This is a genomic window from Nocardia bovistercoris (assembly GCF_015674855.1).
Lineage (GTDB): Bacteria > Actinomycetota > Actinomycetes > Mycobacteriales > Mycobacteriaceae > Nocardia > Nocardia bovistercoris.
Window position 1 is genome coordinate 135,073 of record NZ_JADMLG010000015.1, and the last position, 21,356, is coordinate 156,428.

Annotated in this window: 19 protein-coding genes; 8 read left to right on the top strand and 11 right to left on the bottom strand. The window is 67.6% G+C overall.

Going from position 1 to position 21,356, the window contains the following annotated elements; translation table 11 throughout:
* The first annotated feature begins 121 nt into the window (after window positions 1-121).
* Complete coding sequence (locus IT779_RS29710; RefSeq protein ID WP_196152765.1) at window positions 122-2,281, top strand: hypothetical protein; 2,160 nt, start codon at window positions 122-124, stop codon at window positions 2,279-2,281.
* Window positions 2,282-2,305: 24 nt separating this feature from the next.
* On the opposite strand, the gene IT779_RS29715 is transcribed toward IT779_RS29710, so the two are convergent.
* The gene (locus IT779_RS29715) at window positions 2,306-3,367 is read right to left on the bottom strand and encodes a dTDP-glucose 4,6-dehydratase (protein ID WP_196152766.1); all 1,062 of its coding nucleotides are present in this window, start codon (window positions 3,365-3,367) and stop codon (window positions 2,306-2,308) included.
* 466 nt (window positions 3,368-3,833) lie between these two features.
* On the opposite strand from IT779_RS29715, the gene IT779_RS29720 reads away from it, so the two are divergent.
* Entirely contained in the window at window positions 3,834-4,418 is a 585-nt protein-coding gene (locus IT779_RS29720; RefSeq protein WP_196152767.1) for a hypothetical protein, read from the top strand.
* Window positions 4,419-4,425: 7 nt separating this feature from the next.
* On the opposite strand, the gene IT779_RS29725 is transcribed toward IT779_RS29720, so the two are convergent.
* Window positions 4,426-5,139 carry a TetR family transcriptional regulator gene (locus IT779_RS29725; protein ID WP_196152768.1) on the bottom strand — a complete coding sequence of 238 codons (714 nt, stop codon included), beginning with the start codon at window positions 5,137-5,139 and terminating at the stop codon, window positions 4,426-4,428.
* 108 nt (window positions 5,140-5,247) lie between these two features.
* On the opposite strand from IT779_RS29725, the gene IT779_RS29730 reads away from it, so the two are divergent.
* From IT779_RS29730 to IT779_RS29740, 3 genes are read left to right on the top strand one after another with little or no spacing between them, the layout of a single operon-like run.
* Window positions 5,248-6,624, top strand: a complete 1,377-nt coding sequence (locus tag IT779_RS29730; RefSeq protein WP_196152769.1) for an LLM class flavin-dependent oxidoreductase — start codon at window positions 5,248-5,250, stop codon at window positions 6,622-6,624.
* 11 nt (window positions 6,625-6,635) lie between these two features.
* Complete coding sequence (locus IT779_RS29735; protein ID WP_196152836.1) at window positions 6,636-7,820, top strand: CaiB/BaiF CoA transferase family protein; 1,185 nt, start codon at window positions 6,636-6,638, stop codon at window positions 7,818-7,820.
* A 28-nt stretch (window positions 7,821-7,848) separates the two neighbouring features.
* Window positions 7,849-8,772, top strand: a complete 924-nt coding sequence (locus IT779_RS29740; RefSeq protein ID WP_196152770.1) for an HpcH/HpaI aldolase/citrate lyase family protein — start codon at window positions 7,849-7,851, stop codon at window positions 8,770-8,772.
* A 49-nt stretch (window positions 8,773-8,821) separates the two neighbouring features.
* Here IT779_RS29740 and IT779_RS29745 read toward each other — a convergent pair whose 3' ends face one another.
* Window positions 8,822-10,189, bottom strand: a complete 1,368-nt coding sequence (locus tag IT779_RS29745; protein ID WP_196152771.1) for an FAD-dependent monooxygenase — start codon at window positions 10,187-10,189, stop codon at window positions 8,822-8,824.
* Between the two features lie 69 nt (window positions 10,190-10,258).
* On the opposite strand from IT779_RS29745, the gene IT779_RS29750 reads away from it, so the two are divergent.
* Complete coding sequence (locus IT779_RS29750) at window positions 10,259-10,939, top strand: TetR/AcrR family transcriptional regulator (protein WP_196152772.1); 681 nt, start codon at window positions 10,259-10,261, stop codon at window positions 10,937-10,939.
* A 6-nt stretch (window positions 10,940-10,945) separates the two neighbouring features.
* Here the strand turns inward: IT779_RS29750 and IT779_RS29755 are convergent, their stop codons facing one another.
* From IT779_RS29755 to IT779_RS29770, 4 genes are all read right to left on the bottom strand, one after another.
* Window positions 10,946-12,070: a bifunctional 2-methylcitrate synthase/citrate synthase gene (locus tag IT779_RS29755; protein ID WP_196152773.1), complete on the bottom strand. Its 1,125-nt coding sequence runs from the start codon at window positions 12,068-12,070 to the stop codon at window positions 10,946-10,948.
* The gene (gene prpB / locus IT779_RS29760; RefSeq protein ID WP_196152774.1) at window positions 12,070-12,984 is read right to left on the bottom strand and encodes a methylisocitrate lyase; all 915 of its coding nucleotides are present in this window, start codon (window positions 12,982-12,984) and stop codon (window positions 12,070-12,072) included. Before prpB ends, IT779_RS29755 begins: the two co-directional genes overlap by 1 nt.
* A complete protein-coding gene (prpD, locus tag IT779_RS29765; RefSeq protein ID WP_196152775.1) occupies window positions 12,981-14,486 on the bottom strand; it encodes a 2-methylcitrate dehydratase PrpD in 1,506 nt (501 codons plus the stop codon). The genes prpB and prpD overlap by 4 nt, the downstream gene beginning before the upstream one ends.
* A gap of 169 nt (window positions 14,487-14,655) precedes the next feature.
* Window positions 14,656-16,176 carry an FAD-dependent monooxygenase gene (locus tag IT779_RS29770; RefSeq protein ID WP_196152776.1) on the bottom strand — a complete coding sequence of 507 codons (1,521 nt, stop codon included), beginning with the start codon at window positions 16,174-16,176 and terminating at the stop codon, window positions 14,656-14,658.
* Window positions 16,177-16,271: 95 nt separating this feature from the next.
* Between IT779_RS29770 and IT779_RS29775 the strand changes: the two genes are divergently transcribed.
* Both IT779_RS29775 and IT779_RS29780 read left to right on the top strand, forming a co-directional pair.
* On the top strand, window positions 16,272-16,481 hold the full coding sequence (locus IT779_RS29775; RefSeq protein ID WP_196152777.1) for a hypothetical protein: 210 nt from the start codon (window positions 16,272-16,274) through the stop codon (window positions 16,479-16,481).
* A 1-nt stretch (window position 16,482) separates the two neighbouring features.
* On the top strand, window positions 16,483-16,938 hold the full coding sequence (locus IT779_RS29780) for a Clp protease N-terminal domain-containing protein (protein WP_196152778.1): 456 nt from the start codon (window positions 16,483-16,485) through the stop codon (window positions 16,936-16,938).
* 91 nt (window positions 16,939-17,029) lie between these two features.
* Here the strand turns inward: IT779_RS29780 and IT779_RS29785 are convergent, their stop codons facing one another.
* The 4 genes from IT779_RS29785 to IT779_RS29800 are packed head-to-tail and all read right to left on the bottom strand — an operon-like array spanning window position 17,030 to window position 21,337.
* Window positions 17,030-18,670, bottom strand: coding sequence for a long-chain-fatty-acid--CoA ligase (locus tag IT779_RS29785; RefSeq protein WP_196152779.1), 1,641 nt, complete (start codon window positions 18,668-18,670; stop codon window positions 17,030-17,032).
* Window positions 18,670-19,935, bottom strand: a complete 1,266-nt coding sequence (locus IT779_RS29790; protein ID WP_196152780.1) for a wax ester/triacylglycerol synthase domain-containing protein — start codon at window positions 19,933-19,935, stop codon at window positions 18,670-18,672. Before IT779_RS29790 ends, IT779_RS29785 begins: the two co-directional genes overlap by 1 nt.
* Window positions 19,932-21,089 carry an acyl-CoA dehydrogenase family protein gene (locus IT779_RS29795; protein ID WP_196152781.1) on the bottom strand — a complete coding sequence of 386 codons (1,158 nt, stop codon included), beginning with the start codon at window positions 21,087-21,089 and terminating at the stop codon, window positions 19,932-19,934. Before IT779_RS29795 ends, IT779_RS29790 begins: the two co-directional genes overlap by 4 nt.
* On the bottom strand, window positions 21,086-21,337 hold the full coding sequence (locus tag IT779_RS29800) for an acyl carrier protein (protein ID WP_196152782.1): 252 nt from the start codon (window positions 21,335-21,337) through the stop codon (window positions 21,086-21,088). The genes IT779_RS29795 and IT779_RS29800 overlap by 4 nt, the downstream gene beginning before the upstream one ends.
* Window positions 21,338-21,356: the final 19 nt, after the last annotated feature.

The following is a 21,356-nucleotide window of genomic DNA, read 5'->3' on the forward strand; positions in this document are numbered from 1 at the left end:
TCCCGGTTCACAACGGAGGCTCACCATGACCCATAGCGGCGACGGTTCCGCCTTTTCGGCGAACGTCGAATTCCCTTCCGATCCCAGACCACCGCAGCCAGGGTGGCCGCAACCGAGCCCGATGGCCGACGATTGGCTTTCCCTGCGCCGCGGCCCGATCAGCGGGCGTTACGAGGGCGGCGGCACGACGAGCGGCAACTGGACGAGCATCCTCGACCTGCGCATCGATGTCGACATGCGCTATTCGGCGGACTCCCCGGTCACGAATCGGGTCAGCGGCGACTTCTTCCAGATGGTCGGCGGCGGCCCGCCCCCCGGACCGATCGTCCGGCTCAACTACCTCGAGTCCTGGATCGTCGACGAACCCGCCGTCGCCTGGTCCGCCGACAAGGCGGTGATCACCGGGACCGTCCGATACTGGCGCAGAAATCCGAATCCGGCGCCCAAGGTCCGGATCACCGTGCCGTGGTCGGGCGGTGCGATCGGCCCGGCCCTGGTGGAGTTCCGCACCGGCGGCACCATCACCGCCAGCTACAGCTGCAACTTCCGCTCCGACAACTTCCGGAACATGGTGCTCGAACTGGACTGCGCGTCCTCGGTGAACACGGCCCCGCTCGTGCCGACTTACGACACCCACAGCCACGACAATCGCCCCGGCGATACGCCGCGCCGGACCCTCACGATCCAGAGCGCATATCGCGAAGCGGGCGTCGGAGTGACCATCCGGCCCGACCGCACGGTCATCGACGACAGTGCCGCGGAGTTCAAGAGCTGGAGCTCCGCCGAATTGCACCACGCCATGGAATCCTCGTTCAGCCAGTACACGAACACCTGGCCCGACTGGCAGATGTGGGGTTTACAGGCGGGTGCGTTCGACAATGCGGGAGTCGGCGGCATCATGTTCGACGCGAGCGCCGGATTCGGCGGCGCGGGCCGTTCGCCGGACCGGCAGGGATTCGCGGTATTCCGCAATCACAGCTGGTTCAACGACCTGGTCACGGGTCCGCCGCAGGATCAGGACCAAGCGGCGGCGATGCGCAAATTCCTGTACACGTGGGTCCACGAGGCGGGACACGCGTTCAATTTCCTGCACTCGTGGGACAAGTCTCGCCCGAGTTCACTGTCCTGGATGAACTACGACTGGAGATACGACCAGCTCAACGGCACGAACAAGTTCTGGGCGAATTTCCGGTTCCGTTTCGACGACGAGGAACTCGTGCACCTGCGCCACGGCGACCGCGCGTCGGTCATCATGGGCGGCGACCCGTGGGCCTCGGGCGGTCACCTCGAATCACCCGGCGGCACCAGCGGGGAATCCGACCCGGACCATCCGCTGGAACTGCTGCTGCGCGCCAAGTCGTACTTCGCGCACATGGAACCGGTGCAGATCGAGTTCCGGCTGCGCAACCGGCTGGCCGTCCCGCAGTCGGTGGATGTGCGGATGGATCCGAAGTACGGCACCACCACGGTGTTCGTGCTGAAGCCCGATGGCAAGACCGCGCAGTTCAGCTCGGTGATGTGCCTGTACGGGCTGCCCGACACGCACGTGCTCGCGCCGTCGACGGACCGCGAGAAGGGCCTGGACCGCTACAGCGAGATCGTCCCGTTGACCTTCGGCAAACGAGGTTTCGTCTTCGACCAGCCTGGCCGCTATCAGATCCGCGCGGTCTACTCCACCGGTGGCCTGCCCGCGGTGTCCAACACGCTCGCGCTGCGCGTCGGACAGCCCGCGAACGCGGACGAGGACCGCTTCGCAGGCGACTTCTTCAGCCACAAGGTCGGTTTGGCCCTTGCCCTCGGCGGCTCACAATCGACGTTCCTGGAGACCGGCATGAACACGTTGCGGGAGGCGGCGAAGCGTTTCGCGGGCGACGACCGCGGCGCGAAGGTCGCCGCGACCATCGCCAAGAGCGATGGCAGCGATTTCTACGCCCGCACGGTGTCCGGCAAACAGGACAAGATGACACTCGCCCACAAAGCGGATCCCGAAGCCGCCCTCGAGGTGACGGCGGCCGCATTGCGGCGTTACCGCGAACAATCCGAACACCCCGCGCAGACGGACAACATCACCTACAACAACCTGGTGACGATCCGCACGGATCTCCATGTGCGCAACGGTGATCCGGAACTCGCGCGACAGGAGTTGACGGCGCTGGCCGACGATCTGCACGGTCGCGGCGTGAACACGAACGTGGTCAAGGATATTCGAGCCAGGGCCGAGGACGTGTCGGGCAATCGCCGGGGCGCGAAACGGGCGAAGGCGGGTACGGCGCGCGGCTGAGGAACAGAGCCGCGCCATAACGGACTATCTTCGGGCGGTCCCCTGGCCTGCCCAGTCGAACCCGAGTTCACCCTTGTCGGCGATGACCGCTTCCCACCAGGACGGGTTGTCGCGGTACCAGCGGACCGTCTCGGCCAGGCCATCGTCGAACGCGTGCTCGGGCGTCCAGCCCAGCGCGGACTCGAGCTTGGCCGGGTCGATCAGGTAGCGGCGGTCGTGGTTGGGCCGGTCCGGGATGTGCTCGATCCACTCGGCCGGGTCCATCCCCAGCTCGGCGACGACCCGGCGGGCGATCTCCAGGTTCGTGGCTTCCTGCCTGCCGGACACGTCGAAGATCGGCAACAGCGACGGATCGGTAGCCGCCGCGGCGGGAATCGGGCCGAGGTCGGCGTGCAGGACGCGGTGGACGGCCGCGCAGTGGTCGGCCACATGCAGCCAATCCCGCGACTGGAGTCCGTCGCCGTAGATAGGGACCTTCCGTCCACGCAGCAGGTTGGTCACCGCGAGCGGGATCAGCTTCTCGGGCAGCTGGTAGGGGCCGTAGTTGTTGGCGCAGTGCGTCATCCGGATCGACAGGTCCGGGTAGGTCTGCATGTAGGCGCGCACGATCTGGTCCCCGGCGGCCTTGGCCGCCGAGTAGGGGGTCTTCGCATTGAGCGGCGAGCCCTCGCTGAACCACTCGGCGCCCGCCGCCAGGTCGCCGTACACCTCGATCGTGGACACGTGCACGTGCGCGGTCACCGGCATCAACCGGGAGCACTCGGCCATCACCTGCGCGCCGAGCGCGTTGGAGCGCATGAACGCCGACGGGGACAAGATCGCCCGGTCGTTGTGCGACTCGGCCGCGAAGTTCACCACATAGTCCGGCCGGTACCCGCGGTAGACGTCGGCCATCATCTCGAAGTCCGCGATATCGGCTTTCTCGAAGCTGATCCGGTCCCGGACCGGATCGAGATTGGCTTCGTTACCGGCGAATCCGATGTAGTCGACCGCGACGATCTGCGCGTCGGGCGCCCACTGCGACAGCAGGTGGACGTAGTTCGCGCCGATGAACCCCGCGGCGCCGGTCACCAGGTAGACAGCCATGGGCAGAGCGTAGTCCACCGGCCCGCGACCGCCGCACGATCAAGTGGCAGTGACCTATCCGTGCAGCAGCCCCCTTCTGCGCGATGATGACGGCGTGACACACGCCGACCGGATCGGGCGGCCCGCAGGATGATCCGCGACTTCTCCCGCGCACCTCACCGACTGACTCGCGAGACGGTGTCCGCCGGGTTCGATCGGCTGGTTCCGGAGCTGCACGGCGGCTGCGGTCGACGGTGCCCAACCCCTCGACAGATTGCCGCGAATGTGTGACCCTTGCCACATCTGTTGGCGGACGGTAGGCTCGCGGCCTGGGGATAACCCGGTTATCGTAAGTTCCATAGACCCCTCAGGCAACCGACCGGTTCGAATCTTTCGTCGGATTCGAAGCGGCTCAGCCCCGCCGCACGCCGCTCACGGGCGGCCCTCGTCGACGCCCGATGGAGTCCAGAAGGAGAACGGATCAGCCATGGCAGTTCGGAGCGCGTTCGCCGACGACAACGACGTCGTCACCGGTGACCTCACCCGGCGGGGGGTGGAAGCGTGGCGCTTCCGGATACGCCCGCGGGCGGTGGTCGTCGCGCCCTCCGCGACCGATGCGGTCGTTCGACTCGGCGGCTGGGTGTTCGACAAGTCGATCGGCGGCTGGGAGGTGATGACGGCCATTCCGGGCGGCGGCGGGCACCGAGCGCTGGAAATCCTCGGCGCCAGGATCGTCGATCTCGAGGAATGGCTGAGCCCGCCGAAACGCTGGGCGAGCCTGGAAATGTTGGCGGTCGCCTCGGAGCTCTACGCGGCCGACGAACGCATTCGCGAGATCGTTCGGCAACGACTCGTCCTCGGCACGAAACCGAATCTGGTGTGGGGCGGCCCGCCCGCCACCGAACTGCACGACGTGGCAACGGCCACCCGGCACCGGATCAGCGTCGCGGGCCGGGCATTCAAACGCACCGCCCTCGGCGCGCTCGAGCAGGACACGGCTCCGCAGTCGGACACCGAATTGTTCTGGACTACCCACGGCGGCCCTTCGGCGTTCCGCACGGACGCGGTGTGAAAGGTATTCAGGCTCGAGGTTCGGATTCGGCGGCGGGTCGATAGCGGGCAAGCAGGAGCGAATCCACGCCACGCGCACCGGCGTCGGGCGCTTTACGCGAGAATTCATCGATGTCGAAATCCGAACTACGGCTCGCCGACTCGGATTCGGAACGCGTGCTCGCGAGTAGGGTGTTGTCGCCGGTGAGGCGTTTGACCACGCGTTCGAGGGCGGACATGATCGCGGGCAGGTCGGCCGATCCGTCGACCAGCCTGCCGAGCATCGCGTAGCAGAGATCGATCAGGACCAGCCCGATATCGGCGACGTAGTCACGATCGAGGCCTGCGAACAGGTGTTCTGCGGCTGGGACGACGAACGCGAACCCTTGGACGTCGAGTTGGTGCCCGCCGGGCGCCTTTCTGGCCCGATAGTAGGCCTCGGCCATTCGTGGACTGTCCTCCCACGGCTGGAAAACCCGCCGGATCAGCCGAACCAGCCCTTCGGCCAGGGTTTCCGCTTCCGAGGGCTGCAACTCGACATACGCGTTGTTCGCCATCCACGACCGCACGGCCGCGAGGATCAGACCTTCCCGATTGCCGAACATCTGGTAGATGGTGGTCAGCGAGACGTGAGCGCGTTTGGCGACGGTCCGCAACTGCACGGCGTCGTAGCCGTCCTGCTCCAACAGCCCGACCACGACGTCGAGGATATTCGCGGCGACGTCAACGCCCGTCTCTTGCATGGCGTAATGATAGGGCCGACACCATCGGGCTCGGCGGGGACCGGATAGCAGTCGCGGCTGCCGATCCACCGCATTGAAATCTGATATGTCAGATGTTAGGTTCCAAATATGGGAGCGAGACGCGGCGACAAGATGACCTTGGTCGCATTCATGCAGGCGGGCAGTACGTCGGTCTACGCCGGTTCGTGGCGGCATCCGGCCACCGAACACGGCTATCTGGACGCGTCGTACTACGCGAAGGTCGGTCGACAGCTCGAGGAGGGCTGCTTCGACCTGATGTTCTTCGACGACCGATTGGCGATGCCGGGCATCTACGACGGCTCGGTCGCCGAGGCGGTGCGCTACGGCGCGCGGCCGGTGAAACTGGATCTGGGCGTGATCCTCGGGATACTGGCGCAGAGCACGTCACGAATCGGATTGGGCGCCACCTACTCCACCACCTACTACGCGCCGTTCCACGTGGCGCGCACCTTCGCCACGCTGGACCATCTCTCCGGCGGGCGCGCGGCATGGAACGTGGTGACCTCGGTCAACGACAGCGAGGCCCAGAACTTCGGCGTAGACGCCCATCTCGGCCACGACGAGCGCTACGACCGCGCGGACGAATTCCTCGAGGTGGTCGGCGGGCTGTGGGACACCTGGGACGAGGACGCGATCGTGCACGACCGGGGCGCGGGACTCTACGCCGATCCCGAGAAGGTGCACGAACTCGGTCATGTCGGCCGGTTCTTCTCCGCGCGCGGGCCGCTCACCGTGCCGCGCACACCGCAGGGCCGCCCGGTCATCATCCAGGCGGGTTCCTCCGGGCGCGGGCGCGAATTCGCCTCGCGCTGGGCGGAATTGATCTTCACCGGCGATCCGGGGCTCGAGGTCGCGCGCGAGCACTACGCCGATCAGAAGAGCCGGATCTCCGATGCCGGGCGCGACCCGGATTCGGTGCGCATCTGCCCGATGGCCTACGCGGTGGTCGGGGAATCCGAGCAGCACGCCAAGGAACGCGAGGCCGCGCTGCTCGAGGACCTGGTGCATCCGATGGCCTCGCTCACGCTGCTCTCGGAGTTGATGAACTACGACTTCGCCCGGCACGATCTGGACGATCCGGTCACCGACGAACTGATCGCGTCGGTGTCGGGCATCCGCGGCCTGGTGCAGAATCTGCGCACCCACATCGGCGGCACCGTCACCGTGCGGGATCTGGCCGGGCACCGCGCGACGCTGCTGCAGGGACCGCGTTTCGTCGGCACCGGCGAACAGGTCGCCGATCAGATGGCGGAGTGGTTCCACGGCGGAGCCTGTGACGGATTCGTGCTCGCGGCCACGCATATGCCGGGCTCCTTCGAGGATGTCACGCGGATGGTCGTGCCCCGGCTGCAGCGGACCGGCCTGTTCCGCACCGCCTACGAAGGCGCCACCCTGCGTGACCATCTCGGATTGGACCGCCCGGTCGCGCGGCGCCCCATCGCACACACCGGACCGGCCGCGTGATGAGCGGATCCATGCTCGCGGGTGTGCGGGTGCTGGATCTGGCCACCCTGGCGGCCGCCCCGCTGGCCGCCACCTACCTCGGCGAATTCGGCGCGGACGTGATCAAGGTCGAACAGCCCGGCGTCGGCGATCCGATCCGCACGTGGGGTGCGCAGCGTGACGGCGTCGGGCTGATGTGGAAGTCGGTGTCGCGCAACAAGCGGTCGATCACGCTGGACATGCGCGGTCCCGATGGACAGAAGTTGTTGCGGCGGTTGGTCGAACAGGTCGACGTGGTGGTCACCAACACCCGCCCGCAGACCTTGCGCAAGTGGGGGCTCGACTACGCGAGTCTGCGCGCGGTCAACGAACGGGTGGTGATGCTGCACATCACCGGATTCGGTCTGACCGGCCCGAAGAGCGAACGTCCCGGATTCGGCACGCTCGGTGAGGCGATGAGCGGATTCGCCCACATCACCGGCGAAGCGGACGGCCCGCCGACGCTGCCGCCGTTCATGCTCGCCGACGGCGTCGCGTCGCTGAACGCCGCCTACGCGGTGCTGATGGCGCTGTATCACCGCGATGTGCACGGCGGACCCGGACAACTCATCGACATCAACTTGGTCGATCCACTCGCACGGCTGCTCGAGCAGACCCTGCTCGGCTACGACCAGCTCGGCACGGTGGCGCGGCGAGCGGGCAACCGCTGGGACATCTCCGCGCCGCGCAACACCTACCGCACCGCCGACGGCAAATGGCTTGCCATGTCCGGGAGTTCGCCCGCGCTGGCGTTGCGGGTGTTCCGCGCGATCGGGCGGGCGGACCTGATCGGCGATGCCGAATTCTCCGATCCGCAAAGGCGCTTGGCCCGTGCCCGCGAAGTGGACGAAGTGGTGGCGGCCTGGGTCGCCGCGCACACGCTGACCGAGGCCATGGCGGTGTTCGAGGCCGAGGAGGTCGCCGCCGCACCGGTCTACGACATCGAGGATCTGCTGCGCGACGACCAACTGCGCCACCGCGAGGTCTTCGTGCCGGTCGCCGACGACGAACTCGGTTCGATGACGGTGCAGACTCCGGTCCCGCGCTTCTCCGAAACAGACGGCCGCGTCGACCATCTCGGCCCGCGCCTGGGTGAACACAATGCCGAGGTGTTCGGGGAACTGCTCGGCCTCGACGACACCGAACTGACCGACCTGCACCGCCGCGGCGTGCTGTAATCGACCGCTGAACAAAGGATTTCGACGAATGTCTCTGCTCATCCGCCGCTCCGAACTTGCGCTGCCCGCTTGCAACGACCACATGTTCGACAAGGCGCTCGCCAGCGGCGCGGACCTGGTGTTCCTCGACCTCGAGGACGCCACCCCCGAATCCCTGAAAGCGGAGTCGCGGGAGAAGGCCATCTCCGCGCTGACCGGATTGGATTGGGGCCGAACGGTTCCCGCGATCCGCATCAACGCGCTCGACACGCACTGGTGCCACGACGACATCATCGAGGTCGTCACCCGCGCGGGCGCGAACCTGCACACCATCGTGGTCCCCAAGGCCCGCACCGCACGCGACGTGTGGTGGGTCGACGTCCTGCTCACCCAGCTCGAGACGAAACTCGGTCTCACCCGGCAGATCCGGCTCGAAGTGTTGATCGAGGAAGTGGAAGGGCTCGCCAACGCCGAAGAGATCGCCGTGGCCAGTCCCCGGGTGGACGCGCTCATCTTCGGCGTCGGCGACTTCTCGCTGTCCCAGGGCGCGCGCGTGGACACCAACTTCGAACCACTGGGCGACTACCCCGGCGACTTCTGGCACTACGCGCGCAACAAGGTCCTCGTGGCGGCCCGCATCGCGGGCATCGTCGCCATCGACGCCCCGTTCCCGGACTACCGGAACGTCGAGGGCTACGAACGCGACGCGCGTCGGGCATCGCTGCTCGGCTACACCGGCAAATGGGCCATCCACCCCACCCAGGTCCCGATCGCGAACACCGTCTACTCCCCCACCGCCGAGGAGATCGCCCTCGCCGAACGCAATATCGCCGCCTACCGCGAAGCCGAGGCGAACGGACGTGGCGCGGTCGGGGTGGACGGTGTCCTGGTCGACGCCGCCCACATCAAGATGGCGAACGCGACACTGGCCCGTGCCGCCGCCATCGACCCCGAATTCGCGGTCGGACGATAGTCCCGTCGTTCGGCGCGAGGACGTCACGCCGGGCGGACGGGCTGAATCGCTAGGCGTAGGAGCGGCTCACGAAACCGTCGGGGCGGACCAGCAGCGTCCCGTACGGCCAGCCGTCCACGAGGTGCACCGGAATGTCGGCCCGCACCTCGGGATCGGCGGTGAGTACGCACCATCGTGATTCGACGAGATCCAGAGTGGACACCGTGTCGGACACCCACATGTGCGGCAGGCGGGATCCCGGCGAGCCGTCGAGGTCGAGGGTGACGTCCTCGGTGGAGGGGAGCGGTGCGCCGCCGTAGCGGTAGCCCGTGTGCACCACCGGCGCGTTGATCACCCCCGCCGCCGCGCGTGCCGCGGCCATGTCCTTCCCCCAGTGCAGGGACGGATCGTTGAACCGTAGGCGCGCCTGCTCCATCGTCATGATGGCCACCGGATGGCGCTCGGTGTGATACGTGTCGAGCAGGGCGGGCCCGGCCGCACCGCGCAGCACGTGCGCGAGTTTCCACGCCAGATTGTGCGCGTCGGCGATGCCCGCGTTCAGCCCGAACGCACCGAGCGGGGGGATCGCGTGCGCCGCGTCGCCCACCAGGAAGACTCGGCCGAGGGAGAGTCGATCGGCGACCTGGCCGCGCCCGCGGAACTTCAACACCCCGCGGATCTCCACCTCGAGCGAGGGGTCGCCCGCCGCGGTGCGGATGAGGTCGGGACTCGGCTCGGCGGCGCGGGTGAGGAACACCCACTCGCGTTCGCCGTCGACGGTCACCAGTAGGCCGGTCGCGTCCGGATGCTCGATATTGCACATCGCGAACGCCGCACGCGGACGCAGATCGGCGCGGAACAGCACACTCGAGGTCTCCTGGCCGATCACTCCGGGACCGGTGCGGCCGATGCCGAGGATTCGCCGGACCCGGCTGCGCACGCCGTCGGCCGCGACCAGATATCGCGCCCGCACGACCCGCCCGTCGGACAGATTCGCTGTGACGCCTTCGGAGTCCTGCTCGAACGAGTCGAGCGCCGCACCGAACTCCACGCGCCCCGCCCTGGTGATCAGCACGCGGTCGAGACGGTTCTGCGCGCAGGTGCCGCGAATCCGGGCCGGCGTGTAGGTGAGCTCGGCCGCGGTTCTCGTCTTCCAGTCCGCGCCTTCGGTGAAATCGGCCTCGGCGAGTGTGCGTCCTCTGATCTTTCCGGCCCGCAAGTCGACGGCGACCTCGTCGACCGCGCGGTCCAAGCCGACCTCGCGCAGGATCTCCACCGACCGCGACCCGATGCCCGTGGCTCTCGGGTGGGGCGACAACTCGGGTTTCTCCTCGACGACGAGCGGCTCGACGCCGTGGTGGCGCAACAGCACCGCCAGCATCAATCCGACCGATCCGCCGCCCGCGATCAAGACGTCTGTCGATACCTGCCGATTCATGAGCCCACTCTCCGATACAGTGCATTTCTCAATACTCTGTATCGGAGCTGCCGATGTATTGTCAGCGGCATGTTGGTGTGGGAGCGGCCGGAGCCACCGGATCGACCGGTGCCTGCCCCGCTGAGCCGCGAGCGGATCATACGAGCGGCGATCCAGCTGGCCGACTCCGATGGACTACCTGCGGTGTCGCTGCGCAAGGTCGCCGCCGCGCTGGACGTCGGGCCGATGCGGCTGTACGGCTACATCGACACCAAGGAGGAGCTGCTCGACCTGATGGTCGACGCGATCTACGGCGAGCTGCGGCCCACCGGAGAGGGTTGGCGGGCGATGCTGCGGTCCCTCGCCGAAACGACCCGGCAGGCCGCTCATCGACACGAATGGTTCGCCGACCTGATCGGCGGGCGGCCGCAGCTCGGGCCGAACGCGCTGGCCGGAGGGGAGGCCGTGGTAGCCGCGATGGACGGTGTCGATATCGACATCGTGATGCCGGTGGTCGGCGCGGTCAACGCGTATGTGGTCGGCGCGGTGCGTCGGGAGATCGCGGAGCGCCGCGCCGAGCGGGCCACCGGCATGAACGAGGAACAGTGGCAGGTCGCCTCCGGGCCCTATCTCGGGCGAGTGTTCGCCACCGGCCGATTCCCCGCGCTGTCCACGGTCATACGCGACGCCGCCCACCTGGATGCCGACGAAACCTTCCGCATCGGCCTCGAGTTCCTCCTCGACGGCATCCAGGCCCGCATCGCGGGCTGACCGGCTTCAGGCGACCACCGAACGCTGTGGGACACCGACGTATTCGCTCAGAGGACGGATCAGCGCGTTGGATTCGCCCTGTTCGATGATGTGGGCGGTCCAGCCGGTGATGCGGCTCATCACGAAGATCGGGGTGAAGGCCTCGATGTCGAAACCGAGCAGGTAGTAGGCGGGGCCGGTGGGAAAGTCCAGGTTCGGCTTTATTCCGGTGGCCTCGTGCATGGTGCGTTCGAGGATTTCGTAGATTCGCACCCACTTGCCGCCGTCGGTGGCGGCGGCGATGTCCACGAATGCCTTGCGCATCGTCGGCACGCGGGAATCGCCGTTCTTGTAGACGCGGTGGCCGAAGCCCATGACCTTTTCCTTGGCGGCGAGTTTGTCGAGCAGCCACCGCTCGGCCAATGCCGGGTCGTCGATGGCGAGCATGTCGTGCATGACCGCTTCGTTGGCTCCGCCGTGCAGCCTGCCCTTGAGCGCGCCGATGGCGGCGGTGACCGCGCTGTAGATATCGGACAGCGTCGAGGTCACCACGCGTGCGGCGAAAGTCGACGCGTTGAAGGAATGTTCGGCGTAGAGGATCAGCGACACCTCGAACGCCTTCACCAACTCCTTGGACGGGATGGCGCCGAAACACATGTTGAGGAAGTTCTCGGCGTAGCTCAGATGCGAATGCGGCGGGATCGGGTCGAGTCCGTGGCGACGGCGGTGATCGGCCGCGACGATGGTCGGCAACACGGCGAACATGCGCAATGCCTTCGCGCGGTTCGCCTTGGTCGAATTATCTTCTTCGGCAGGGTCTTCCGCGCCGAGATAGCTGATCGCGGTGCGCACCACATCCATCGGATGGCAGGTCTCGGGCAGCTTCGTCACCAGCGCGAGCAGCGATCGGTCCGCGCGGCGGGAGGCGCGTTCCCGCTGCTGGAACCGCTCGAGTTCGGCGTCGGAGGGGAGTTCGCCGTGCCAGAGCAGGTAGGCGACCTGTTCGAAGGTGCAGTGGGCGGCCAGATCCTGCACGGCGTAGCCGCGGTAGGTCAGCGAGTTGGTTTCGGGCACCACCTTGGAGACGGCGGTGGTGTCGACGACGACGCCCGCCAGACCCTTGTAGATGGTCGGTATCGCGATGTCCGTCATCACTGATTCCTTCCGAGAGTGAAATTGAAGATGTCGGAATCGAATTCGTTGTAGCGCTCGTACCGGAGCAATTCGTAGAGCCGAGAGCGGTGCTGCATCCGGTCCAACAACCCGGATTGCGTACCCTCGTCGAATATCTCGCGCAATCCCGCCTCCGCGGCGAACATCGCGAGCCGCAGGGTGGTGACCGGGTAGATGACCGCGTTGTAGCCGACCCGCTCCAGCGTGGCGGCCGGGATCAGTTCGGATTTGCCGAATTCGGTCATATTCGCGAGCAGTGGCGTATCGACGGCGGCGCGGAACTTCTCGAAGTCCGCCACGGTGTGCAGGGCTTCGGTGAAGATCAGATCCGCGCCCGCTTCGGTGTAGGCCTTCGCCCGCTCGATCGCCGCGTCGATGCCTTCGATCCCCGCCGCGTCGGTGCGCGCGCAGATCACGAAGTCGGGATCGCGGCGAGCCGAGACCGCGGCGCGCAGGCGGCGCACCATCTCCTCGGCGGGAACCACGGCCTTGCCGTCGAGGTGCCCGCACCGCTTCGGGTTGACCTGATCCTCCAGGTGGAGACCCGCCAGGCCCGCGTCCTCCAGAATCGTCACGGTCCGCGCGGCGCTCATCGGCTCGCCGAACCCGGTGTCGGCGTCGATCAACACCGGCAGGTCCGTCACCCGCGCGACCTGCCTGCCACGCTCGGCGACCTCGGTCAATGTCGTCAGGCCGATATCGGGCAGCGCCAGATCAGCGGAGACGACCGCACCGGAGACATAGACGCCATCGAACCCGATCTCCTGGATCAGTCTCGCCACCAGCGGATTGAACGCGCCGGGGATGCGCTGGATCCGCCCGGAGGCCAGACCGGCGCGAAATGCCTTGCGCTTGTCCGATGTCGAGGTGCTCGCCGCCAGCAGGCCGGTCATCGGAACAGTCCCTTCGGCGATTCGGGTGCGCGGGCGAGCACCTCGTCCGAGACGGTGAACGTGAGCTCCGACAACTCACCGGCAGGCAACTCGCCCGCGCGCTGGACCACCTCCAGGAACCGGTCCTGCTCGGCGGACTCGATCACACCCTCGGCCAGGGTGCGGAACTTCGCGACGTATTGCGCTCGGGCGAAGGGTCGCGCGCCGAGCGGATGCGCGTCGGCCACCGCCAACTCGTCCACGATCACCTCGCCGCTGTGCAACGTGACCTCGGCGCGGGCACCGAACGCCTTCTCGTTCGGGTCCGTGGAGTGGTAGCGCCGGGTCCATTCCGGGTCCTCGGTGGTGGAGATCTTGTTCCAGAGCTCGACGGTGTCGGGTCGCCGCGCGCGTTCGGGGGCGTAGGAACGCTCGTGGTGCCAGACGCCGTCCTGCAGGGCCACCGCGAAGATGTACATCACCGAGTGGTCGAGGGTTTCGCGCGAGGCGGTCGGGTCGAACTTCTGCGGGTCGTTCGAGCCGGTGCCGATCACCACGTGGGTGTGGTGGCTGGTGTGCAGCACGATCGAGGCGATCTGGTCGAGGTCGCCGATCCGCTCGCGCAGACGACGGGCCAGGTCGATCGGCGCCTGACTCTGGTACTCGGCGGAATGCTCCTTGGTGTAGGTGTCGAGAATGCCGCGCTTGGGCTCCCCCGGCCCCGGCAGCGGCACCGAGTACTCCTGCTCTGGACCGCCGAGCAGCCAGGCGATCACCCCGTCCTCGCCCTCCCAGATCGGCGACGGTGCCCCCTCACCCCGCAGCGCGCGATCCACCGCCTCGACCGCCATCTTCCCGGCGAAGGCAGGCGCGTACGCCTTCCAACTCGAGATCTCGCCCTTGCGGGACTGCCGGGTCGCGGTGGTGGTGTGCAACGCTTGCCCGATTGCCTGATAGATCGTATCGGTGTCCAGACCCAACAGCGTCCCGATACCGGCCGCCGCCGACGGTCCCAGATGCGCGACGTGGTCGATCTTGTGCTCGTGCAAACAGATCGAGCGCACCAGATCCACCTGGATCTCGTAGCCGGTGGCCAACCCCCGGATCAGATCACGCCCGCTGCGGCCCGCGTGCTGGGCCACGGCCAGAACCGACGGAATGTTGTCACCCGGATGGGAATACTCCGCCGCCAGAAAGGTGTCGTGGAAATCCAATTCACGCACCGCGACACCATTGGCCCAAGCCGCCCATTCCGGCGAATACCGGTCATCGACACCGAACACCGTCGCACCGGGCCGGTAAGGATGCGCGATCGCCTGCGCACGCGCATTCGCCACCGGCCGCCGCACCAACGCCGCCGCCGCGACCGCCGCGTTGTCGATGAGCCGATTGACGATCATCTCCTCGACCTCGGGAACAACCGCCACCGAATCCGCCGCCACCTCGGCGATCCGCCACGCGAGATGTTCCTCGCGCGGGAAGCGCTCCGCCGATCGGTGCGTGCGGACAATATGGTCTTTCACGGCACTGGCCTCCAGACATCAATTCCGACTACCTGTTCCGCACAGTACACACGCCGAAAAGACCGGAAAACACACCACAAATGCCGAATTTTGCGTAGCCGATCCAGCGAATTTGCGTAGCTTGCGAAATACCGTGCTCTTGCGGGTACACGATCCGTGACCCGGGAATTCAGGGGCGCACCGCGATACCCGGCGGCACGGCCGCCCGGATCGGCGTCCTCGGCGTTCCGAACCACTTCGTGAGGGCCTCGCGCAATGTGCCGGGGGCGCCGTCCGCCCAGGCCACGTATCCGTCGGGACGGATCAGTGCGGACAGGCAGGCGCCCGGGATCTCGACCGAATCGACCCGTTCTCGCCACGGCCCGGTCATCGCCGCGAATCTCCCGTCGTCGGTGTTGTCCACGACAACCGCCTTGCCGCTGCGCAGGGGCTCGACGAGCACCGCCGCCAGGTGCTCGTCCAAGGTGTCCGGCGCCCAGGCGCCGACCAACGGGCCCGGCCCGTAGCTCACATCGGAGCCTTCCAGGAGTGCGGCCAGATGAGTCGACGGGCCGGGGTACCGCAGCAATTCGGCGAAAAGCTCCCGGAGGGATTCGGCGTTCTCGCCCGAACTCGACAAGGCGGCTTGTGCTCGGGTGTGCAGGATCGCGCGACGGCCCGCGGGGTGGCGTTCGGCATGATAGGTGTCGAGCAGGCCATCGGCTGTGCCCTGAACCGCGACGGCCAGTTTCCATCCGAGGTTGACCGCGTCCGACAGTCCCGCGTTGAGTGCGGCGCCGCCTGCCGAGAACAGATGCGCGGCATCACCGGCCAGGAAAACCCGTCCCACCCGATAGGTCTCGGCTTGTCTGCTGTTGGCGACGGTGCTGCGCAGCCATCGCGCGCCGGTGATCGGCAGGTCGGCGCCGATCACGCGGTGGATACTGGCGCGTAGGTCCTCGAGGGTGAGAGTGTCCGGCAGGTGCGGCGGGCGAGGCTCGGAGGTCGCGAGGATGTAGACATCCGGGTCGGCCGACGGGTCGAGCATCGCGTGCGGAGTGATGGTGATCGAGCCGGTCGCGGTGCGGTTGGGTCGCACCAGCGCCAAGCGGACGCCGCGCACCGCCAGTGCGCCGTCGGCGACGACGACCTCGGCGGCGGGCATGTGCACCCGCGCCATGCGGGCGACCTCGTCGCTGGTGATGCCGGGGAAGGCAATGCCCGCGTGTTTGCGGACGAAGCTGCGCCCGCCGTCGCAGCCGACGAGATACCTTGCCGTAAGCCGGTATTCGCCGGTGGGACCATGGACCCGCACCGTGAGCCCGTCGTCCTGCTCGTCGAAGCCGACCACTTCGTGGCCGCGCCGCACGGTCGCGCCCACTCCGATCGCGGCGTCGTGCAGCAATTTCTCCAGATCGCGTTGTGGGATGGGCAGCACATGCAGCGGGTCGACTTCGAGTCTGTCGAGTTCGAGAGACAGCGGTCCGAAAGGAAAACGGGGCGCTGCCAACGGGTGCAGCGATGTGCCGTCGAGCAGGCCGCGATGGGCGAGTACCAGGGCGATCCGGCCGACGAGCCCGTTGGCTCGTGGTTGTTCGTCCGGGTGTAGCGCCTGATCGAGCACCAGGGCGGGGACACCCGCGAGGCCGAGCTCGTAGGCGAGCAGCAGCCCGGTGGGACCGGCTCCTGCGATAAGGACATCGGCGTTCAACGCAACCTCCCGGTGAGTTGTCAGTTTGAACTGACATCGACGAATCATGTCAGTTTGGTTTGACGCGCGAGGTCTGTCAAGGCAGACTGACGCCTATGGCCACCGAAGATCTGTCGACCCGGATCCGATCCACCGATCCGGAAGTCGGGTTGCGCGCGGTCGGCGCCCTGCATCGCCTCGCCGAGCAGGTCGAGGCCGTGCATGTCGAACTCGCGCGGCGCGCGGGCTGGTCATGGGAACAGATCGGCGACGCACTCGGCGTCACGCGGCAGTCGATACACGCCAAATACGGAAAGGGGCGTTGAGATGTTCGAACAATTCGCCGCGACAGCGCGTTCCGTCGTCCGAGATGCCACCGAAGAGGCTCGTCGGCGTGGCGATCGGCGGGTCGGCACCGAGCACCTGCTGCTCGCGGCGCTGAACGAACCGGCCAACTCGAACCTGCTCGGCGTCACCGCCGAAACCGCACGCGCGGCGGTCGACGAGCTCGACCGGCAGGCCATGGCCGCGATCGGGATCGACCTCGGCGACTTCCAGCCGACAGGCACCCCCGGCGCGGGCAAGCGCCCGCCGTTCAGCTCCGGGGCGCGTCAGGTCCTGTCACGTGCGCTGAATCTGGCCGCGACGGAGCGGTCCCGCCGCATCGAAACCCGACACCTGCTGGTCGCGCTGCTGGAGCGTGACCGGCCCGACCCGATCGTCGCCTTGTTGTTCGCACTGGGTATCGACCCGTCGACAACGCGAGCCCGGCTGCAGGAGTGACCGGTTCCTCCACGAGTCGGCCGCCCCCGATCCGCCCTGCCGACGACCGCGAGAAGCCGGTGCCGTGGTCAGGTTCCTCACCGACGGTTGGTCACGGGGTCGGGATGAGATCCGCTGCCGAGGAGCGGCGGAGTTTGCCCGACGGGGTTTTCGGGAGGGCGCCCTTGTCGACGACCGTTACCACGGCGGGGGTGACGCCGATGTCGTCGTAGATCGCGCGGGCGACTTCCTTTCTGATGCGTTCGCAGGTGTCGGCGTTTCCCGAGGCGTCGGATTCGGCGATGACGGCGATGGATTCCCTGGTCGCGCCGGGTAGGCGGACGCCGATGGCCGCCACCGCTCCCGGTCGGACGCCGGCGACCGTCGCGGCGGCGCGTTCGACCGCGACGGGTGAGATGTTGCGGCCCGAGACGATGATGACGTCCTTCTTGCGGCCGGTGACGACGATCTCGCCGGTCGCGGTGAGGTAGCCGAGGTCGCCGGTGTCGAGTCGCCCCGCGGCGTCGAGCGCGAGGACGTAGCCGGTGGGGCCGAGGTAGTGGCGGGTGACGGCGTCGCCGCGCACCATGATTGTGCCGATGCGGTCCGCGGGCAGGGGGTCGCCGTTCTCGTCCACCACCGTTGCTTCGATGCCGGGAACGGTGCGGCCGAGTTTGACGAGAGTTCTTGTTCGGGCGGCTGGTTCGCGGACGATGATGCCGTCGCGTTCGGCGAGATCGGTGTCGAAGGCGTCGGTGGAGTAGCGGTCGTCCACGGCGGTGAACGAGACGGCCAGGGTTGTTTCGGCCATGCCGTAGGCAGGCATCAGCGCTTCGGGATGGAACCCGAATCGTGCCGCCGCTTCGGCGAATTCGTGCAGGGTGGCGGCGTCGAGAGCTTCGGCGCCGTCGATGGCGACGCGCAGCGAGGACAGATCGTAGGCGCTTTCGGGGGCGCGGCGCAGGCGCCGCGTGAGGATCGAGTAGGCGAAATCCGGTGCGGCGGTCACTGTCGCGCCGAATCTCGTGACGAGTTCCGCCCAGGACACCGGGTTCTTCAAGAAAGCGAGCGGGGTGACGTTGACCGTGGTGATCCCGGCGAGCATCGGGGCGATGAGCATGCCGATCATGCCCATGTCGTGGTAGAGGGGCAGCCAACTGACCACCACGTCCTCGGGCTCGAATGCGACGGCGGACAGCATGGCTTGCTGGTTGTGCCACAGATTCCGGTAGGTGATGGCGACGGCCTTGGGGGTGCCTGTGGTCCCCGAGGTGAGTTGCAGGATGGCGATATCGTCTTCCTCGGTCGCCGCCGGAACGGTCTCGTTCGACGACGCCGCCAATTCCTCGACCGACACGACCGGGGTTCCGAGGTCGACTCCGCGCACGGCGTCGGTGAACGGTGCGCCGACAGCGACGATCCCGGCGTCGAGCATCTCGATCACCGCGCGGGTGTCGTGCACCCAGGTCTCCAGGTCGGTGCGCGGGGTGGGCTGGTGCAGCATCGTGAACGCCGCGCCGCGCAGCCACACCGCCTGCACCAGCGCGGCGACCTCGGCGGGTTCCCCGGCGAGTATCGCTACCGAATCACCTTTTCCGACATCGGCATCGGCGAGTCCGCCCGCGAGTGCGCGTGCGGTTTCGCGGGATCGGCGCCAGGTCCGGAAGGTGAGCTCGGAGGCGTCTGCGCCGCTCCACAGACCGGTGGAATCCGAGGCGGGCCGGTCGAACAACAGCCGTGTGACAGCGCTCATCACGATCGCCCCGCTTCGTCGAGCACCTGCGCGAACCGCTCCGCGAAGACGGTGGCGTAGCCCTCGGGCAGCGCCGCCGGATCGGTGACGATGCCGAAGGAGGTGCGGCTTCCCAGGATGAGCGAGGTCACCGAGAACGAATAGCCGATCAGCGGGGACAGCGGCGTCAGGTCGACTATCGATGCGCCGAGCACCGAACGGACACGGGAGAAGCCGGGATTGATCCCGATGTGGATGTCGGGGCTCATGCGTGCCAGGGAGGCGTTCGCGATCGCCCGCCGCACCGGCCAGGGAACTTTGGGCGCGTCGTCGGTGGGCGCCCATGCCAGGTGCGGACGGCCCTTTTCGATGGTCGCGAGTTCGGTTCGGCAGCGGGCGATCTGGCCCGCGAGGTCGGTCTCGTCGCCGGGCAGGTTGAGCAGGGCCGCCAGTACCGCGTTTCCGGTGTGCCGGAAGGCCGGGTCATCGGTCACCGGCAGTGTCACGCGCAGGGTGGCGGGATGCGGTTTCCCGGTCACCGGGGCGGCGGTGGCGAGGGTACGTCCGATCGCGGCGAGCAGGAACTCGTGCACGGTGGCGTCGTGACGTTTGGCGGTGCGCCGCAGTTCGCGGGTGGGGGTGCCGACCAAGGCGATCTCGCGTCGTCCCGTGCGGGTGAGCGCGGGCCATCCGCGTCCGGCGTTGCCCGCTTTCCACTGACTGTCGAACGTGGCTTTGGCGGTCTGCCGGATCCGCGGGTCGACGGTGGGGATGCGGTGGCGTGGGGTGGTGGCGAATCTGTCGAACTCGGCGAGGTCTTCCTCGGCGCCGTCGGCGAGCAACGCGGCGAACGCGGCTCCCGCGATGCCGTCGGACAGGCTGTGGTGCACACGGAGGACGACGTGCTGGGCGCCCTGGTCACGCGGGGTGAACAGGGTGATGTGCCACAACGGCGCGGAGCGCGGGAGCGGGGTCGCCATCAGGTCGGCGATCCGCGAGTACAGGTCGGCGCGGTCGGTGTGTTCGACAGCATCGACATGCCGGTCGACATCGACGCTTTCCGCTTGCACGACTTGTGGCTTGCGCCAACCACCGTGCCGGATCCCGATGCGGAAGACGTCGAAGTGTCCGCTGCGCTCGCGCACGCGCGCACGGACGTCCGCCACGGAAATCCCTGCTCCCTCAGACAATTCGAGAACCATCGCCCAGTGCATCGGGCGTCCCCTGGTGTCCAGGTGTAGATAGGTGTGATCGGTGGGAGCCAATTCGGCGACGGGGCTGTTCACGGCTGGACCACCTGACTGTTGTGCATCTTCTCGTAGCCTTCGTGATCGGGTTTCATGGCGGCGGCGACCAGTTCCCAGAGGACTTCGTCGGCGCCGCCGCCGACGCGCGCGAGTTTCATATCGCGCCACCACCGTCCGATCGGGGTCTCCGATTCCAGGTAGCCCGCGCCGCCGAAGATGTGCAGGCATTGCGAGGCGACCTCCTCGCCGAGATTGGCGGCGGTCACCTTCAGCGCGGCGGCGGTACGGAGGTTCACCCGTCCGTGCGCGGCGACTCCGGCGAGGGCGTAGCGGAGCAGGTCGACGCGGGCTTGCAGATCCGCCACCCGCAACCGCAGCGCCTGGTGGTCGTAGAGCGGCTTGCCGAATTGGCTGCGGCTCATCATCCGCGCCAGCGTGATGCCGAGCATCGAATCGCAGGCGGCGGCGATCTGGCCCGCCACCGAGTACCGTTCGTGCGCCAGCCCCCAGCTGATGACGGCCAGGCCGGTGCCCGCGCGCGCGAGCAGCGCGTCCTCGGGCACCCAGGTGTCCAGGGTGACGGCGGCGGTGTCGAGCGGTCCCGCACCGAGTTTGCGGTAAGGCTCGGCGATCGTCACTCGGCTCGTCGGCACGAGAGCCAGGGCGACATCACCGTGGGCGCCGCCCGGCGCGCGGCCGACGACCAGAATGTGGTCGGCGATGGGCGCGAGGGAGACGAACTTCTTGTGACCGGTCACCCGGTAGCCGCCGTCGCACGCCTCGATCGTGGTGCGCACGTTCTGTAGATCGGAGCCGCCGGATTCCTCGGAAGCGGCCACACACAGCACCGCCTCGGCGCGGATCGCGCGTTCGGTGAGGTCGCGGTGGAAGTCGTTGCGCCCGAACCGACGCAGGATCGAGATCGCCGAATCGTGCAGGCTCACACCGACGCCGATGGCGGCGGAATGCAGTGCGCCCAGCCGGAACGCCAACGCGAAATGCTCGCCGAGGTCGGCGATCTTGCGGTCCTCCCACTTGCGGGCGAAAACGCCCGAGGCGCCGAGGTGTTCGAGCAGATGACGGGGGAAGCGCTCGTCACGCTCTGCCTGTTCGGTCCACTCCGCGACGCGTTCATCGAAGGCTACCGCCAGAACGTCGGCGTAGGAGTCGCGTCGGATAGTGGTGGTGCTCATCGCGGGATCGCGGCCGACTTGGACCGGATGAGATCCTCCAGATCCCCGACCGTCGCGGTCTCGGCCATCTCCCGGTCGGTCAGCCGTACGCCGAGACGTTCCTCGATGGCGACCACGCCGATGGCGAAAGCCACCGAATCGAGTCCGAGATCCTCGATGAGCAGCGAGGTTCGGGAGATATCGGTGAGTGAGAGGTCCAGGTCTTCTTCCAGGATGCGATACAGGGTTTCGCGGAGGTGATCCGACATCGATGACTCCTTGGGCAGT

What these genes read in the sequence shown, in the direction of transcription:
- IT779_RS29710 (WP_196152765.1), top strand. Translation starts at nt 122, where the DNA reads ATGGCCGACGATTGGCTTTCCCTGCGCCGCGGCCCGATCAGCGGGCGT.
- IT779_RS29715 (WP_196152766.1), bottom strand. Translation starts at nt 3,367, where the DNA reads ATGGCTGTCTACCTGGTGACCGGCGCCGCGGGGTTCATCGGCGCGAAC.
- IT779_RS29720 (WP_196152767.1), top strand. Translation starts at nt 3,834, where the DNA reads ATGGCAGTTCGGAGCGCGTTCGCCGACGACAACGACGTCGTCACCGGT.
- IT779_RS29725 (WP_196152768.1), bottom strand. Translation starts at nt 5,139, where the DNA reads ATGCAAGAGACGGGCGTTGACGTCGCCGCGAATATCCTCGACGTCGTG.
- IT779_RS29730 (WP_196152769.1), top strand. Translation starts at nt 5,248, where the DNA reads ATGGGAGCGAGACGCGGCGACAAGATGACCTTGGTCGCATTCATGCAG.
- IT779_RS29735 (WP_196152836.1), top strand. Translation starts at nt 6,636, where the DNA reads ATGCTCGCGGGTGTGCGGGTGCTGGATCTGGCCACCCTGGCGGCCGCC.
- IT779_RS29740 (WP_196152770.1), top strand. Translation starts at nt 7,849, where the DNA reads ATGTCTCTGCTCATCCGCCGCTCCGAACTTGCGCTGCCCGCTTGCAAC.
- IT779_RS29745 (WP_196152771.1), bottom strand. Translation starts at nt 10,189, where the DNA reads ATGAATCGGCAGGTATCGACAGACGTCTTGATCGCGGGCGGCGGATCG.
- IT779_RS29750 (WP_196152772.1), top strand. Translation starts at nt 10,259, where the DNA reads ATGTTGGTGTGGGAGCGGCCGGAGCCACCGGATCGACCGGTGCCTGCC.
- IT779_RS29755 (WP_196152773.1), bottom strand. Translation starts at nt 12,070, where the DNA reads ATGACGGACATCGCGATACCGACCATCTACAAGGGTCTGGCGGGCGTC.
- prpB (WP_196152774.1), bottom strand. Translation starts at nt 12,984, where the DNA reads ATGACCGGCCTGCTGGCGGCGAGCACCTCGACATCGGACAAGCGCAAG.
- IT779_RS29775 (WP_196152777.1), top strand. Translation starts at nt 16,272, where the DNA reads ATGGCCACCGAAGATCTGTCGACCCGGATCCGATCCACCGATCCGGAA.
- IT779_RS29780 (WP_196152778.1), top strand. Translation starts at nt 16,483, where the DNA reads ATGTTCGAACAATTCGCCGCGACAGCGCGTTCCGTCGTCCGAGATGCC.
- IT779_RS29785 (WP_196152779.1), bottom strand. Translation starts at nt 18,670, where the DNA reads ATGAGCGCTGTCACACGGCTGTTGTTCGACCGGCCCGCCTCGGATTCC.
- IT779_RS29795 (WP_196152781.1), bottom strand. Translation starts at nt 21,089, where the DNA reads ATGAGCACCACCACTATCCGACGCGACTCCTACGCCGACGTTCTGGCG.
- IT779_RS29800 (WP_196152782.1), bottom strand. Translation starts at nt 21,337, where the DNA reads ATGTCGGATCACCTCCGCGAAACCCTGTATCGCATCCTGGAAGAAGAC.